Here is a 15,059-nt window from a genome sequence, read left to right as displayed (position 1 = left end):
CTCCGGAGGTCGGTGGTGAGCCGCGCCGCCGGCGCCCACGCGGGGTGTGGGCGCCGGGCGGCAGAGAGTGGTTCAGGAAGGGTCGTTGGAGCTGGTGGTGCACGCGCTGGTGCTGCACGTGTTGCCGCACCCGTCGCTGGTGTCGCAGTCTTCCATCCTGATCAGCGGCGTGGTGGCCTCCACGACGCGCATGTCCAGCTCGAACTCGTCGTCGGCCACGACGTCCGCATGGTGCAGGACCTCGGGCGCGTCGAGGGTCATCGTTGGAGCCATCGGATCACACTCCTCATCGGTTGGGTGTGGGGCATCCTGGCCCGGCGGCGGTCAGCCGGTGGGCCAGGAGATCGTGACAAGACCGTGGGTCTTGTTGAGCCTCGCCGTGCCCTCGGGCAGACGGGCGGGGGCGTGGCCGGCCGGCCAGTAGGCGAACGTGGGCTCGGCGCGGTTGCGGGCCTGCTCGTCCCACGCCCGGATCTGCTCGACCAGCACGGCCGCCGCCTCCAGGCCGTGCGGCCCGTAGGCGCGAGCGCCGAACTCCGAGCCCGCGCCTTCCAGCGCGGGCCGCACCGACAGGTAGGCGAAGGAGTCACCGCGCACCCCGGCGAACGGGAACCACGTCTTGCGCTCCTGGGCGAGTTCGGCCCCCTCCTCGGCGGCCAGCTTGCAGAAGCCGGGCAGGAAGCTCGCCAGCCACAGGTGCAGGTCGGCGAACGACACGCCGTGCTCGATCGTGACGCCGGACCACAGCTCGCTCCGCTCGCCCGCCAGAACGCCGTCCAGCAGCGCGGGCTCGTCGGGCGCCCCGTCGTCGAACCGCAGGGTGACCGTGTGCCCGTTAGGGTCGCGGAGCCGGAACTCCCTGTCCACGTGCTGCCCGGCACCCTGCATGGGGACGAACCCGCACACCACGGCGGACGTGCTGGTCAGGTGGTCGTTCGTGCCGCGGAACGCGATGGAGCGGGTGACGCCGTTCATCCGCAACGGCACCACGAGCATGCCGTTGGGGGCCAACTGGCGCAGCCAGGCCGGAGACAGGTCCCACGCGCCGACCGTCACGATGATCGCGTTGAACCGCTCGAACCCGGGGATCTCGTGCTCGGCATCGACCTCCATGACGGTGACCCGGCTCGCGTACCCGTTGGCGGCCAGCAGTTCGCAGGCGCGAGCGGTCACCTCCGGGTCGATGTCCACGCTGACGACGTGCCCGTCCGGCCCGACGATCTCGGCGATCATCGCCGCGTTCACGCCCCCCGAGCCGATCTCCAGCACCAGCATGCCCGGCTCCAGGCCGGCCTGCTCGGTCATCGCGACCTGGACGTAGGCGGCGCTGACGGACGAGATGGCCGTGCCGTTCTCGTCCCGCTTGGTCACCACCGCGCTGTCGGCCTGGTAGGTGACCTCCAGCGGGGTGTCGGCCGGCACGAACGCGTGCCGGGGCACGGTGCGGAACGCCTGGTCGACCTGAGCCGACCGGATGTGGCCCGCCGCGGCGAGCTCGTCCGCCAGCTTGTCCCTCAGTTCGGCAGCCCGTGCCTGGTCGGTGCTCTCGTCGTTCACACGATCTCCCTGTGATATGTGTCCTGGTCAGTGGATTGTGCGGAGGGGCTTGACGCGGCGCGGGTTCACCGTGGCGGGGCCGGGCAGCCCTGTCCAACGGACACGCCGGTGGTCGGTTGGCGGCGGTGTCGGCGCGCCTCCACGCTGGCTGGTGCCGGGGAAGAGACTGTCGAGCAGGGCCAGGAAGATGTGGTTCATGCCGGGCCCCTGAGTGGGCGGGGACGGGGAAATTGGCGCCGGGGATGTGAGGCGGACGCATAACCCGCCAGCCGGGCGGCGAGCGCCGCGCGTGGTTCCTGCGGGGATGCTGGCCTTGCGTTCGCAGGCTCTCCTGAGCGCAGCGGGCGCGCGGCCACATCCACGTACACGACTCGGGCGTCCACTAGACGGCCGCGACGGTGCCGCTGTTCCGGCTGTTCGCTGCTGGCAGGCCGCTGTTGGGCGGGTTGTTGTCAGGGACCATAGGGCCTCTATCCTCTTTTCGAGGAGCGTCTGCCCGCTCCCGCATTCGGGTGTAAGGATTGACGTCAGTAAACGCCCAGATGCGAAGTGTAGAGAGACCCGAAAAAGTTAGCTCAGCAGATTGCGGTTGACCTGCGGATATGCCTCTATACGGAGGCGGAAGTCAGCTGGCCGTCAGCAGGTCCGTAAGCGCTACCTTGAGAGGTAAGGCGGCTCAGGACTAAGGGTGAGTCATGGCTATCCCGTCAAAGAGACAGCAACGTGCGCTTCGCTCGCATCAGCTACGAATGCGGGGATTGACGTGGGAACATATCGCAGCTGTGTGGGAAATCGACAATCCGGGAATATCGCCTCGTGAAGCGTTCCGGGTGGCGCACGACCTGAGCCTTCAAGGCGTCGCCGACCGCTGGAACGAGCTCGATGCGGGCGACGCTCCCATGGTCAGGTCTCGCACCCTGGAGTTCGAACGTTGGCCGAAGGGTGGCCGCCGGCCCAGCGTCACTGGCCTGCACGTGCTCGCGCGCATCTATCAGGCTCATGCGCGGAGCCTGCTCACCGACACCGAGTACGCGCTCTACAAAGCAGATGAAAGGGCTGAGATCGACCGTATCGATTACCGATCCCTCGACGATAATCATCGGGCGCACGGCCCCGCTAAATGCGAGAACGCTCCATTCCCGGGCACACCCGAAGTGTCGCGTCCATCACTTATGGACCTTCGGGACCGCCGCGTCCTGGACCCCGCCCAGCAACTTTCCCTCTATGCTCGAGAATCCTCGAAGATCCTGACTCAGGCCGAGCAGAGTAACGTCGGCGAGGAAACCCTTTCCCGGCTCCAGGCCGAACTGCAGCAGGCGGCGCACAGCTACCTGCAAATCCCGATGCCCAGGCTGCTCGCCGATGTACGGCGCATTCGTGACGAGGCTCTCCACCTCCTCGAAGGACGGCAGCCCCTGCGCTACCGGACGGAGCTCCATTCGATCGCGGGCTGGGCCATGACCGTACTCGGCTGGGCCAGTACCGACCTCGGCCGTGTGGACGCGACCGCCGCCCACACGCATACCGCCTGGTACTTCGCGCAGGAGACCGGCAACGACGCCCTCCGCGCCTGGATCTGCAAAACCAGGCAGGTGGCCGCCTACTGGGCGAACGACTGCGAAGCTGCTATCCGGCATGCCGAGCGCGGGGCGTTCTTCGCCGCCCGGGCCGGCGGGCAGACCCACGTGATGCTCGCGAGCACCCTGGCGCTCGACTACGCGCGGGCAGGAAGACTCCGAGACGCCCGTGAAACGCTCGCCCAGGCCCGTGGCATCTCGCCCACGCAGGAACGTCAATGTCTGGGCGGGGTGCTGAGCTGTCCGCCCGAGCGGGCCCTCAGCTACTGGGCCGATGCCTGCCTCGTGCTGGGTCGGCCCGGGGTGGCCCTGGAGATGGCCGAACGCTCCGTCGCCGCTTCGCGTGCCCGACCGGCACCGGAGCGCAACCTCGGCACCGAGCGTATGACGCAGCTCCACATCGTTCGTGCGCACGTCGATCAAGGCGAGCCCGAAGCCGCCCTGACTGTGCTCGACATGGTGCTGGACACGCCCTCTGACGCCAGGCCGGCGCCGCTGCTGCTGCAGCTCGCCGAAATCATCACGAGAATGAGCCCGGCCTTGCGCGCCAGCAGGGATGGCAGAAGGATCAACGACGCGATCAGCGCGTTCGAAGCAGCGACGACCATGCGCGTGGAGAGGCGGGCCCTTGGCAGCGGACGAGAACCAGACGCGTGACCACTGGTGGTGGAGGCCAGGCTGGCGGCCGGGCAGATCCTATTTCACCTGGCACATCCTGGTAGAGGATCAGCCGGTGATCCATGAGTTCGCGCGGCAGATCCAGCCTGAGCTGGCGGCCACCGGCGCTCTGGGCCCCATCCCGCTGGAATGGCTGCACATGACGCTGCAGGGCGTCGGCTTCACCGACGAGGTGGATGAGGAGTCTGTGCGGGAGGTCGCCGCGGCGGTGAGCGACCGCGTCGCCGGCCTCGGCCCGGTGCCCGTCAAGCTGGGTCCTGCGGCGGTGGACCCTGAGGGCGTCAATCTTCCCGTTCGGCCGTCAGCCGCGGTCGATGCGGTGCGGCGGGCTGTGCGGGCCGGTATCGCCGATGTGTGGGGCGCCGACCGGGTCCCCGAAGCCGAAGAGGGCTTCAGGCCTCATGTGAGCCTCGCCTACTCCCAGGTCAGTGGCATCCCGCTGGCGCCGATTCGCGCGGTGCTCGACAAGCACGCGGCCGCGCTTCCCGCGGTGCTGACTCGCGTCTCGCTGATCGACATCAGTCGCGACGAGCAGGTTTACCGGTGGCGTCTCATCCAGCGGGCGTCTTTCGGGACCTCAGGTGCCCTCCAGGGGCGATCGGCAAGCCATGGTTGAGGCCACCGCGCGTCACGCACGGTGGCCTCACTGTTAATGCGGTGGGGCGTTCGAGCATTGGCCCGGCGTGCGGCCGGGAGATCTCCCATGACGGATTCGGAAGCCGACATTGCCGGGCAGGTATGAGTGGTGACCGGCCGGAAGAAGGGGCCCGGTTCCCATGAACCGGTCAGGATGGTGGCGCGTCCTTCAGGTATGAAGAGATCGCGTTTGGCCGTCCTCGCGGTGCTCGCAGCGTTATGCGGCTGCGGCCCGCCCGGCGCCGGTCAGGTGAGCACGGCGGCCGGGAGCGAGACGATCGTGTTGCCGCGGGCCGATCAGCCCACCGTGCATCGGCCCACCCTGGAGCGGCTCAAGCGGGAGGCGGCGGCGTCGGGCCGGCCCCTGGAGGAGGTCGTCAGGCGTTACGCGGCACGGATGGCCGCCACCTCCTCGCCCAAGCCGACCGACTTCGACGGTTACGACCCCGCGGTGACCGATCCGGACGTGGTGATCGACGGCATTCCGTACGCCGAGCTGGCCGACCTCGCGACCGTCGCCAGGTCGGAGGGCATCTCCTACGCCGAGGCCATCGACCGCTTCGGCTCGCAGTCGTCCAACGGCAAGGTGATCGACCAACTGCACGCGGAGTTCCCCGACGAGATCTCCGGCGTCAGGTACACCGACGACCGGCGCGGGCTGCGCGTCGGCTTCAAAGGGCCCGTCCCGGCTCGCGCGATCGAGCTGGCCAGGACCCTCCCCCTGGAGGTCACCCTGATCGGCGGCAAGGGATTCTCGTCCGCCGAGCTCCAGCAGGCCCGGGAAACGGTCGTCTCCGGGCTCCAGGGCCATCCCGAGGTGGCGACCACGTCGGCGCACGCGGATGAGGAGACCGGCCAGGTCAAGATCACGGTCCAGCCGAAGGTGATGCCGGAGGACGCCGAGGAGTTCACGCGCGGACTCCGGCTTCCGCAGCCGGACAATCCGCACATCACCGTCGAGGTCACGCTCTCCGCCGAATCGGTCGCCGTACGGACTCGGTAAGGGCCCCGTACGGACTCGGTGAAGGCCGCCGAATCGGTCGCCGGTGCGGACTCCGGGAAGGACGTACCGAAACCCCGGTGAGGCGGGCTCCGCGCGGTCAGGCGTCGAAGCGGCGGCGGGCGCCCTCGATGTGACCGAAGTACTGGTGGGTCCAGCCGCAGATCAGATCGACCGTCGCACGCAGGGCCTGGCCCGGCTCGGTGAGGGTGTACTCGACCCGCGGCGGCACGGTCGGGTGCACCTTCCGCTCGGCCAGGCCGTTGCGCTCCAGCATGCGCAGGTTCTGGGTGAGCATCTTGTGGCTGATGCCCTCGACCTCGTTGCGCAGCTCGCTGAAGCGCAGGGTGCGCTCACCCAGAGCCTCGATGATGAGCAACGCCCACTTGTTGGCGACATCAGAGAAGATCTCCCGCGCCAGGGAGTCCGCGCGCCTCAGGTCAGCCTCGTCGGACAAGCCGCTGAACTGCTTGGTCACCATCAGGTTCCCCCGTCACCGAAAAGTGCGTTCTTCCACGTCAGTCAACACTCTCCTATGGTTTCCGAGTAACCGCAAGAGAGCACGGGGGCTGCGGTGCTCACGGCGGCGCTTCGCTGCCCTGCCACCTGAAAGCTCGTCCGCCCTGCCACCCGAAAGAACGAATGAGGAGATCTCATGGCCGTTTCGCTCATCAACCCTGACCGGCATGTCCGGGTCCCGATCTACCACCACGTCGCGGTGGCGACGGGGAGCAGGCAGGTCCACATCGCCGGACAGGTCGCCTGGGACGAGAACGGCGACCTCGTGGCACCGGGCGACCTCGCCGGACAGGTCGCCCAGGTCTACCGCAACGTCGCCAAGGCGCTCGACGCCGCGGGGGCCACGTTCCACGACGTCGTCCGCTTCACCTGGTACGCCGCGGGCTGGAAGAGGGACATGTACGACGCCTTCAACGCGGGCATCGAACAGGCCGCCCGCGAGTTCGACATCGCGACGCCGCCGCTCGCGCTGATCGGGGTCGACATCCTCTTCGAGCCCGGCATTCTCATCGAGGCCGAGGTCACCGCGATCATCGACTAGGGCCTGCATCAAAGTCCCGGGTGCAGGGAACCAGATCACTCCATCATCGGCCCCTGCCAGTGCCGCACCCCCAGGAGGGACGGATCGTCCCCTCGGCCTCACCCGCGCACCGGGTGCTCGTCGATGCCCGTTCCGCACAGAGCCACCACGGTGAGGCGATCGAGGGCGTGGTCGATGGGGTGGGGATCGATGCCGCCGTCGTCGTTCAGGCGCTGGTACCAGGTGCGGTTGGTGCCGAAGGCGAGCTGGCGGCGGCCGTCGGGGCCGGCGACCGCGCGGGTGCCCATGCCGAAGACGCCGCCGTCGGTGCCCCAGAATCGGCCGCACGGCAGGTCGTATGCGTAGATGCCGAGGCCGTACGCGACGCGGCCCTGCCCGGCGGTGATGGGAACGGTCGTGCGCATGTCGGCCAGTCGCGCGGCGCCGAGGAGCTCGCCGCCGAGCAGGGCACGGAAGAAGCGGTTGAGGTCGTCCATCGTGGAGGTGATGGCGCCGGCCGTGCTCGCCCATGACATGTCGTAGACGCTGTACTCGCGGGGCGGCTCGACCAGGCCGAAGATCGAGGTGTAGGCCTTGGAGTGGGGGCCCGGGATGCGGGGGGTCCGAGGGAAGGACGTGTGGCGCAGGCCCGCGCGGCGGATCACGTCGCCGGTGATGTGCTCCTCCGCGCTACGGCCCGTGACCCGCTCCAGGACGAGGCCGGCCAGGATGTAGTTCGTGTTGCTGTACGCGCCCGGCTCCGCCCCCGGCTCACCCGTAGGGGGCTGTCCGAGGCCCAGCTCGGCCAGCTCCCTCTTGGTGAAGGCACGGAACCGGTTGGCGTCGAGGCTCTCCGGCGACCCTGTCACGGTCGAGGGGAACACCTGGGGGAGGTAATCGGGGATGTGGCTGGTGTGGTTGAGCAGCATTCGTACCGTGATCCGCTCGTCCGTGACCAGCTCGGGCAGGTAGGCGCGGACCGGGGTGTCCAGGCCGATGGCACCGCGGTCAACCTGCCGCAGTACCGCCACGGCGGTGAAGGCCTTGGTGACGCTGCCGATGCGGTGCACCAGGTCCGGGCGTACAGGGCGGCGGGTCCGGAGGTCGGCCACGCCGGCCGCGCCCCGCCAGGTACGGCCGCCGTCGCGGGCGCTGGAGTAGACGCCGTACATGCCGGCCTCGTGCACCGCCCGCAGCGACTGGTCGAGTGACTGCCCGCCGGCGCCGGCCGGACCGGAGGTGGCCAGTGACGCGATCATGACGACGGCCGTGCTCGCTGACAAGAAGGAGATCATGCGTGCCAGCATCGCCGGGGGAGTGGCGGTCAGATAGACGGCGATGTCATCGGTCCCCCATGACGGAAGTCACCGCGAATGGGTGAAACCGTGCGGAGTCACCGCGAGCCGGGACCCGTGCGCCCGGCAGGCCCTGGGTGAGGACGCGTACGACGCGGCGTTCGCCTGCGGCACCAGCCTGGAGCCCGAGCGGGCCGTCGATCTCCTCTGAGCCCGGGAGCCCTTCTCGCCTCAGCCGAGATCGAGGCGGGCGAGCTCGCGGCGGGTGCGGATGCCGAGCTTGCGGAAGGCGCGGTAGAGGTGGTGCTCGACGGTGCGCGGGCTGAGGAAGAGCTGGGCGCCGATCTCCCGGCTGGAGCCGCCTTCGGCCGCCAGCCGTACGACGTGCAACTCGCGGGCCGTGAGCCGGTCGAGCAGGCCGGCCGCGGTGGCCTCGGCCTGCGGCAGGCTCTCCCCGGTGGCCTGCAGCTCCGCCCGCGCCCGCGCCGCCCAGGGCGCGGCGCGCAGGCGCTCGAAGACGGTCAGCGCCGAGCGCAGCCGGTCGCGGGCCTCTCCGCGCCGCTTGGCGCGACGCAGCCACTCGCCGTACAGCAGTTCGGTCCTGGCCTGCTCGAACGGCCGGTCGGCGCGTGCGTGCGCGTCCAGCGCGCGCACATAGTCGGCCTCGTCCCCGCCCAGCAGGGCGCGGCAGCGGGCGCTCAGGGCCTCCGCCCACGGCCGGCCGCCCGCCCGCGCCCAGGACTCCAGCCGGTGCAGCGGCTCGGCGGCCCGCCCGGGCTCGCCCAGGCGTACGGCGGCCTCCACCTGGTCGGCGGCGGCGGCGAGCAGGCCGGCCGCGTGCCGCAGCGGCCCGCGTGCCGCGGCCTCCAGCCGGTCGAGGGCGGCGGCGTGGCGGCCCAGGCCCAGGTCGAGCAGGCTCAGCGCGGTCGTTCCCGCCATGCCGCCGGTATCGGGCGCGTCACTGGCCAGCCGGGCGCAGCGCTCCTCGTCGCCCTCGATGGCGGCGACCCTGGCCAGCACCGAGTACAGGTGCGCGACGCGCGCTTCGAGCCCGGTGTCCCTGGCGAGCTGGACGGCCTCCTCGACGGTGGCCTCGGCGTCGCGGTGGCGGCCGGTCGCGACCAGCACGCCGGCCAGGTCCTGCAGCCGGTGCGGCAGCGCGCCGACGAGGCCGTGCCGGCGGCAGCGCGCCACCCCGGCGTCGGCCAGCTCCACGGCGGCCTCGTCGGCGCCGAGGATCATCGCGCAGAGCGTCGCCCAGGAAATCGTCAGCCCCGCCGCCGCCGGCTGGGTCACGCCCTCGGCCGGCGGCCCGGCCGTCGACCCGGCTGTGAACCCGGCTGTGGACCCGGCCGTGTACCCGGCCTCCGCGCGGCGCGCGGCCTCGACGAACTCGGTGAGCAGCGGCACGCCCCGCGCGTAGTCCTCCCGCACCAGCGCCGCCAGGCCCGCCACCATCGGATCGGGCCGGCCCAGCTCGTCCAGGCGGCGGGCCGCGGCGAGTATCGCCTCCCGGTCGCCGTGGAGCCAGCCGTAGCCGGCGCTGGCCCGCAGCATCGCCGCCGCCTGCTCCGGCGGCGCGGTGGCCGCGCGCTCCGCCAGGATCCGGGCGGCCCTCCTGCGCTCGCCCGCCTCGAACTCCACGGCCGCGCGCACCGGCCCCAGGACGGCCGGCGGGCGGGCGCCGTACGCCAGCCGCTCGGCCTCCTCCACCAGGGCCACGGCACGCGAGAGGTGCCCGACGGACAGGGCCAGCCAGGCGGCCTCCCCGAGCCGCTCGGCGCGGGTGAGCGGCTCGGGGCTGATCCGCGCCGCCTGCTCGTACAGCCCTGACGCGGCGGCGTAGGCCGTGCGCCCGCGGGCACGCTCGGCCGCGCGGGCGATCTCGTCGGACACCTCGCGGTCCGTCGAGGTCGTCGCGGCGGCCAGGTGACGGGCCCGGCAGTCGTCGTCGGTCGCGGCCGCTGCCAGCGCCCGGTGCGCCGCGACCCGGCGCGCCACCGGGGCGCCCTGGTAGGCGGCCGTGCCGATGAGGGGATGGCGGAACGCCACGACACTCTCGGTGACCTCGACCAGGCCGTCCTTCTCGGCCTCCGCCAGGTCCTCCAGCCCGACGCCCAGCGCCTGCGCCCCGCCCAGCAGGGTGGGCAGGTGGCCGCGCCCCTCGGCGGCGAGCACCAGCATCATCTGGCGGGTCCGTTCCGGCAGCGCGCCGATCCGCGCGCGGAAGGAGGCCAGGACCCGGTCGGGCACGGGCATCGGCCCGGCCACGGTGTGGTGGGCGTGCTGTGCCGAGGCGAACTCCAGCAGCGCCAGCGGGTTGCCCGCCGCCTCCCGGACGACCTGCTCACGCGAGGAGGGCAGGAGGCCGCGGTCGGCCAGCAGCGCGGCGGCGTCGGCGTCCGACAGGCGCGCGGGCCGCGCCTCGGGCAGGCCCGCGGCGGCGAAGCCCTCGTCGCGGGCTGCGAACAGCAGCGCCACCCCTTCCGCCGACAGCCTGCGCGCGGCGAACAGCAGCGCGTCGGTGGTGGCCTGGTCCAGCCAGTGCGCGTCGTCCACCAGGCACAGCAGCGGGCCGTCCTCGGCGACCTCGGCCAGCAGGGTCAGCACGGCCAGCCCGGACAGGAACCTGTCCTGCGGCGCCGGCCCGTGCCCGGGCGCCAGCACGGCCCGCAGCATGTCGGCCTGCGGTCCGGGCAGCGCGCCGATCCGGTCCTGCAGCGGCCAGAGCAGCTGCACGAGCCCGCCGAAGGCGAGGTCGGCCTCGGCCTCGATCCCGGTGACCGACAGCGTGCGCAGGCCCAGCCGGCCGGCGTACCCGGCGGCCCAGGCCAGCAGCGCCGACTTGCCGATGCCCGGCTCGCCCCGGACCACGAGGCCGCCGCTGCGGCCCTGCCGCGCCGCGTCGACCAAGGCCCCGATCGCCGCGCGTTCGCCGTCCCTGCCGAACAGCACCCCAGTCTCCGATCACCGTACGTAGATACCGAAACCTTACCGATTCGCCCCGTATTTACCGCTTCCTAGCCTCGGAGCTGCGCAAACCACCGCATGAAAGCGAGCACGATATGAGCGATCTTCTCAAGCCGGTGACGATCGGCCGCCTGGACCTGCCCAACCGGCTCGTCATGGCCCCGATGACCCGCAGCCGGGCCCGCGGCGGCCTGGTCGGCGAGCTGACCGCCGAGTACTACGGCCAGCGCTCCGGCGCCGGGCTGATCATCGCCGAGGGCACCCAGCCCTGCGTGATCGGGCAGGGGTACATCGACACCCCCGGGCTGCACTCGCCGGAACAGGCGGCGGCCTGGCGCAAGGTCACCGACGAGGTGCACGGGCGCGGCGGGCGGATCTTCGTACAGCTCATGCACGCCGGCCGGATCGGCCACCCGTGCCTCTACCCCGGCGGCGAGCTGCCGCTGGCCCCTTCGGCCATCGCCTCGGGCGAGCGCCTCTACACCCCGCAGGGGCTGCTGGACCACCCCACGCCCCGAGCCATGACCCTGGACGACATCGCCCGCGCCATCGACGACTTCGTGACGGCCGCGCGATACGCGATGGACGCCGGGTTCGACGGCGTGGAGCTGCACGGCGCCAGCGGCTACCTCATCCACCAGTTCCTGTCGGACAACACCAACCGGCGCACCGACGCCTACGGCGGATCGGTGGAGCGGCGCATCCGGTTCGCCGTCGAGGTCGCGCGGGCGGTCGGCGACGCGATCGGCCCCGCGCGCACCGGGCTGCGCATCTCGCCCGGCATCACCTACAACGGCATGGCCGAGAGCGACCCGGAGATCCTCTACCCGGCCCTGGTGCGGGCGCTGGCGCCGTACGGGCTGGGGTACCTGCACGTGTCGGAGTACGGCACGCGGCCGATCACCGAGGAGCTGCGCGCCGCCTGGCCAGGCTCGCTGCTGCTCAACCCGCACCCGGGCGCGGGTGACGAGCCCGCGACCGTGACGGACGGGGAGGAGGCGCTCGCCTCGGGGGTCGCCGACGCCATCTCCTTCGGCCAGCTCTGGCTGGCCAACCCCGACCTGCCCGCCCGGGTCGCGGCCGGCGGCCCGTACGGCAAGGCCGACCCCGCCACGTTCTACGGCGGGGACCACCGCGGCTACACCGACTACCCGACACTGGAGGAGACCCGATGAGCGCCGCCACGACGCCGCGTCTCGGTGCGGTGAGGGGCGCTCGGCGGAAGGGGGTGTCGGCGGTCTGGCTGGCGCTGATGGCCGGTCCCATGTCGTTCGGCATCGCGGGTCCGGCGCTGGTGCTGCCCCATGTCGCAGGGGAGCTCGGCCTCGCCATCACGCAGGTGACCTGGGTGGTGACCGCGTTCGGATGGGCCATCGCGGTCGGCACCCCGCTGGTGGCCGGGCTGCAGGGCCGGCTCGGCGCCCGCGTGGCGACGCCTCTCGCCGCGGTGCTGGTGCTCCTGGGCGCCGCCGTGACGGTGACCGGCTCCGCCCTGCCGTACCTGGCGGCCGGGAGCGCCCTCATGGGGCTGGGCACGGCGGGACTCACCACGATCGCCATGAGCCTCACCATCTCGCCGCGCGCCATGGGCCTGGTCACGGCCTCGCTGGCGACGACCGGCGCGATCGCGCCGCTGGCCGGGGAGCTCGTGTCCGGCCTGGCCGGCTGGCGGGCGGCGCTGGCGCTGCCCGTGCTCGCCGTGCTCGGCGTGCCGCTCGTGCTGCGCCGCAGCCCGGCCGCGCCGGCGCCCGGCGGCCCAACGGGCGTGCCACGTGCGTCCGGCGGCCGAACGGACGTGCCGGGTGGGTCCGGCGATCCGATCGACGTGGCGTCTGGGTCCCGCGGGCGGCTCGACGTGATCGGCATGGTCCTGCTGGCGGCCCTGGTCACCGGGCTGGTGCTCATCCCGCACGCGTGGCCGGCGGGCGTGGGCGCGGCCCTGGCCGCCGCGGTGGCGCTGGCCCTGTGGATGCGTGCCAGGCCGGCCGGGCTCGTGCCCCTGGACGTCATCCGGGCGCCCGCGTTCCTGGTGGCGGCCGGGCTGGCGTTCGCGCTGGCGGTGGTCAACTTCGGCCTGATCTACGCGCTGCCCCCGCTCCTGGCCGAGACCGCGGGCTGGAGCGGCGGCCAGGTCGGGCTGGCCGTCACCTGGCCGCTGCTGTTCGGCGGGCTCGCCTCGTACGCGGTGATCGCGATGAGCGGACGCGTCCCCTTCGCCGTCCCCGCGGCGTCGTTCGTGGCGCTGGCCGCAGCCGCGACGGCGACCGCCGCCCTGAGCACGGCACCGGCGGCGCTGCTGATCGCCCAGGGCCTGGCCTCCCTGGCCGCGGCGTCGGGGCAGGGCGTCTTCGCCGACCGCGCCCGCCTGGCCGTGGCGGAGGAGCGGCGACCGGCCGTGATGGGGCTGTTCAACCTCGCCTACCTCCTCGGCGCCGCCTTCGGCCCGGCCATCGCCGCCCTGGCCGTCAGCTGAGCCGGCCGCCGGGCCACATCGGCGCGCGATACACCGCCATCCCCGCCGGGGCCCGGTGACCGGGAGGAGAGCTGGGCGAGCGTCAGCCACCAGTACACGCCGCCCTCGGCGAGGACGATCAGGACCAGCGCGAGCCCCGCCATCTCGGCGACGCGATCCCGGCCCATCCGAATAGGGTGGGAATCAGGTTCCCCGAGCGGCGAGGCCGCTTCGGGGCCGGTCATGTCGTACGCGAAGTCGGAGGTGATCACGGTGCATCCGGTCTTGTGACGGCCCCAACCCGGGGCGTCGCGGAGCCGAAAGGTGACCGTATGAGCAAGACCGACAAGACCCGGCCCTGGTGGGTGGGGATGGCCGAAGCGCCGATGGTGGCCTGCCGTCCCGTGCACGACCACCGGTACGGGCCGTGCACGCTGCCGGAGGAGATCACCGCCGGCAGCGCGTCCCTGAACCGCAGCGGAAGAAGCGGCTGCTACTGGGGCGCCACCGACTTCTACCTGTTCGAGTGCGGCCCCCTCGGCGGCGGCAAGGAGTGGTACCACTTCCGGCGCGAAGACCGTCGCCGCAGCCGTCACCAGGCGCGCCGCGAGCTGCGCGCCTACAACGGCGAGGACTGAACGACGGCCGGTGCCCGCACACCGGCGGGCCCGGCCCGGGCCCCGGCGGAAGGGCCCGCACGTCCGGCACGATGACGGCGCCTGGCCGGCCGGGCCCGCTCAGGCGTCGAGCGGGCCCGGCCGATCAAGACGGCCGTGGTCAGGACGGCCCGCCGCCCTGGCAAAGGAACGCGTGGGGGAGCGTGTCAGGCCGACACGGCCCGGAACGCCTCGACGATCACGCTCGCGACCTCCTTGGGCCGCGAGACCGCCACGGCGTGCGAGGCGCCCGCGATCTCCACGCCGCTCGCCCCGGCCCGCGCCGCGCCGAACCGCTGGAGGTCCGGGTTGATCGCCTGGTCGGCGTCCGCGATCACCGCCCACGCGGGCTTGGTCCGCCAGGCCGCCGTGCTCGCCGCCTCGGTGAACGCGGCGGCCGCCAGCGGGCGCTGCGCCACCGCCAGGACCCGGGTCACCTCCTCGGGCACATCCGCGGCGAACACCCCCGGGAACGCCTCGGGGGCGATGGTGAACTCCACGGCGTCGCGGCCGTCCTCGCCCGGGTAGGCCGACTGGCGCAGGGTCGCGGCCAGCGGCGGCTCGGGGAAGCGCCCCTGCAGGTCCACCAGGCTCTCGTCCTGGTCGGGGACGTAGGCGGCCACGTAGACCAGGCCGACGACGTTCTCGGCCGCGCCGGCCACGGTGATGACCGCGCCGCCGTAGGAGTGACCGGCCAGGACGACCGGCCCGTCGATCCCGGACACCACGGAGGCGACGTAGGCCGCGTCGGCCGCCAGGCCGCGCAGCGGGTTGGGCGGGGCCACCACGGGGACGCCCTGCTGTTGCAGCTCGGCGATCACGCCCGACCAGCTGGCGGCGTCGGCGAACGCCCCGTGGACGAGGACGACGGTCGGGATGGTGCTGTACGTCATGCGCATACTCCTGATCGGCAGGTTTTCCTGCGGCGATCCAAACAGCCCGCGAGCGACCGGTACGAGGCGGAAACGTACTTCCGCCTGTGGTTCTGCCTCGTCCTGCCGGGGCGGCTCTTGCTTGGATGTGAGGCGAACGGGAACCCCTGATGGGGGTTCTCACCCTTTTCACCTCTTGGAGAGATCATGAACAAGCCTGTCCTCGAACCCGCCGCGCAGGCCTTCGTGGAGGCCACCGCGCAGCCGCCCTTCCTGTTCCAGCTTGCGCCGGAGGAGGGTCGCAAGGCGGTGGATGAGGTGCAGTCC

The 15,059-nt window shown here is 72.2% G+C and carries 15 protein-coding genes; 8 read left to right on the top strand and 7 right to left on the bottom strand.

The features are described from left to right. Positions 1-72 precede the first annotated feature (72 nt). On the bottom strand, positions 73-273 hold the full coding sequence (locus tag IO39_RS35160) for an FxLD family lanthipeptide (RefSeq protein ID WP_052423770.1): 201 nt from the start codon (positions 271-273) through the stop codon (positions 73-75). A 51-nt stretch (positions 274-324) separates the two neighbouring features. Continuing rightward, positions 325-1,557, bottom strand: coding sequence for a methyltransferase, FxLD system (gene fxlM / locus IO39_RS35155; RefSeq protein ID WP_043632765.1), 1,233 nt, complete (start codon positions 1,555-1,557; stop codon positions 325-327). 782 nt (positions 1,558-2,339) lie between these two features. Between fxlM and IO39_RS35150 the strand changes: the two genes are divergently transcribed. The 3 genes from IO39_RS35150 (at position 2,340) to IO39_RS35140 (ending at position 5,451) form a co-directional block, all read left to right on the top strand. Beyond that, positions 2,340-3,791: a hypothetical protein gene (locus IO39_RS35150; RefSeq protein WP_157549283.1), complete on the top strand. Its 1,452-nt coding sequence runs from the start codon at positions 2,340-2,342 to the stop codon at positions 3,789-3,791. A 76-nt stretch (positions 3,792-3,867) separates the two neighbouring features. Then, a complete protein-coding gene (locus IO39_RS35145) occupies positions 3,868-4,428 on the top strand; it encodes a 2'-5' RNA ligase family protein (protein WP_052423769.1) in 561 nt (186 codons plus the stop codon). A 195-nt stretch (positions 4,429-4,623) separates the two neighbouring features. Further along, complete coding sequence (locus IO39_RS35140) at positions 4,624-5,451, top strand: hypothetical protein (protein WP_157549281.1); 828 nt, start codon at positions 4,624-4,626, stop codon at positions 5,449-5,451. A 97-nt stretch (positions 5,452-5,548) separates the two neighbouring features. On the opposite strand, the gene IO39_RS35135 is transcribed toward IO39_RS35140, so the two are convergent. Then, positions 5,549-5,929 (bottom strand): winged helix-turn-helix transcriptional regulator, encoded by a 381-nt coding sequence (locus tag IO39_RS35135; protein WP_043632754.1) that lies wholly within the window; start codon positions 5,927-5,929, stop codon positions 5,549-5,551. A 174-nt stretch (positions 5,930-6,103) separates the two neighbouring features. Here IO39_RS35135 and IO39_RS35130 point away from each other — a divergent pair, with 174 nt between their 5' ends. Further along, positions 6,104-6,508 (top strand): RidA family protein, encoded by a 405-nt coding sequence (locus tag IO39_RS35130; protein WP_043632751.1) that lies wholly within the window; start codon positions 6,104-6,106, stop codon positions 6,506-6,508. A 98-nt stretch (positions 6,509-6,606) separates the two neighbouring features. Here the strand turns inward: IO39_RS35130 and IO39_RS35125 are convergent, their stop codons facing one another. Continuing rightward, on the bottom strand, positions 6,607-7,770 hold the full coding sequence (locus IO39_RS35125; protein ID WP_245642477.1) for a serine hydrolase domain-containing protein: 1,164 nt from the start codon (positions 7,768-7,770) through the stop codon (positions 6,607-6,609). 94 nt (positions 7,771-7,864) lie between these two features. Between IO39_RS35125 and IO39_RS59155 the strand changes: the two genes are divergently transcribed. Further along, positions 7,865-7,993 carry a hypothetical protein gene (locus IO39_RS59155; protein WP_281200310.1) on the top strand — a complete coding sequence of 43 codons (129 nt, stop codon included), beginning with the start codon at positions 7,865-7,867 and terminating at the stop codon, positions 7,991-7,993. 20 nt (positions 7,994-8,013) lie between these two features. Here IO39_RS59155 and IO39_RS35120 read toward each other — a convergent pair whose 3' ends face one another. After that, entirely contained in the window at positions 8,014-10,737 is a 2,724-nt protein-coding gene (locus IO39_RS35120; RefSeq protein ID WP_043632748.1) for an ATP-binding protein, read from the bottom strand. Positions 10,738-10,847: 110 nt separating this feature from the next. Between IO39_RS35120 and IO39_RS35115 the strand changes: the two genes are divergently transcribed. Further along, positions 10,848-11,927, top strand: coding sequence for an alkene reductase (locus IO39_RS35115; RefSeq protein WP_043632745.1), 1,080 nt, complete (start codon positions 10,848-10,850; stop codon positions 11,925-11,927). Beyond that, the gene (locus tag IO39_RS35110; protein WP_052423767.1) at positions 11,924-13,225 is read left to right on the top strand and encodes an MFS transporter; all 1,302 of its coding nucleotides are present in this window, start codon (positions 11,924-11,926) and stop codon (positions 13,223-13,225) included. The genes IO39_RS35115 and IO39_RS35110 overlap by 4 nt, the downstream gene beginning before the upstream one ends. On the opposite strand, the gene IO39_RS35105 is transcribed toward IO39_RS35110, so the two are convergent. Next, positions 13,171-13,392, bottom strand: a complete 222-nt coding sequence (locus IO39_RS35105; protein WP_157549279.1) for a hypothetical protein — start codon at positions 13,390-13,392, stop codon at positions 13,171-13,173. The two genes, IO39_RS35110 and IO39_RS35105, sit on opposite strands and share 55 nt — an antisense overlap. Before the next feature lie 144 nt (positions 13,393-13,536). Here IO39_RS35105 and IO39_RS35100 point away from each other — a divergent pair, with 144 nt between their 5' ends. After that, positions 13,537-13,842 carry a hypothetical protein gene (locus IO39_RS35100; RefSeq protein WP_043632736.1) on the top strand — a complete coding sequence of 102 codons (306 nt, stop codon included), beginning with the start codon at positions 13,537-13,539 and terminating at the stop codon, positions 13,840-13,842. Positions 13,843-14,027: 185 nt separating this feature from the next. Here the strand turns inward: IO39_RS35100 and IO39_RS35095 are convergent, their stop codons facing one another. After that, entirely contained in the window at positions 14,028-14,753 is a 726-nt protein-coding gene (locus IO39_RS35095) for an alpha/beta fold hydrolase (protein WP_043632734.1), read from the bottom strand. Positions 14,754-15,059: the final 306 nt, after the last annotated feature.

Origin of the sequence: Nonomuraea candida, from assembly GCF_000725485.1 — a bacterium.
Lineage (GTDB): Bacteria > Actinomycetota > Actinomycetes > Streptosporangiales > Streptosporangiaceae > Nonomuraea > Nonomuraea candida.
This window is presented reverse-complemented; position numbering and strand designations above follow the sequence as displayed.

Bases quoted from the DNA above. Each gene is read 5' to 3' on its own strand.
- IO39_RS35160 (WP_052423770.1), bottom strand. From the start codon at position 273: ATGGCTCCAACGATGACCCTCGACGCGCCCGAGGTCCTGCACCATGCG.
- IO39_RS35140 (WP_157549281.1), top strand. From the start codon at position 4,624: ATGAAGAGATCGCGTTTGGCCGTCCTCGCGGTGCTCGCAGCGTTATGC.
- IO39_RS35135 (WP_043632754.1), bottom strand. From the start codon at position 5,929: ATGGTGACCAAGCAGTTCAGCGGCTTGTCCGACGAGGCTGACCTGAGG.
- IO39_RS35130 (WP_043632751.1), top strand. From the start codon at position 6,104: ATGGCCGTTTCGCTCATCAACCCTGACCGGCATGTCCGGGTCCCGATC.
- IO39_RS35115 (WP_043632745.1), top strand. From the start codon at position 10,848: ATGAGCGATCTTCTCAAGCCGGTGACGATCGGCCGCCTGGACCTGCCC.
- IO39_RS35110 (WP_052423767.1), top strand. From the start codon at position 11,924: ATGAGCGCCGCCACGACGCCGCGTCTCGGTGCGGTGAGGGGCGCTCGG.
- IO39_RS35105 (WP_157549279.1), bottom strand. From the start codon at position 13,392: ATGGGCCGGGATCGCGTCGCCGAGATGGCGGGGCTCGCGCTGGTCCTG.
- IO39_RS35100 (WP_043632736.1), top strand. From the start codon at position 13,537: ATGAGCAAGACCGACAAGACCCGGCCCTGGTGGGTGGGGATGGCCGAA.
- IO39_RS35095 (WP_043632734.1), bottom strand. From the start codon at position 14,753: ATGACGTACAGCACCATCCCGACCGTCGTCCTCGTCCACGGGGCGTTC.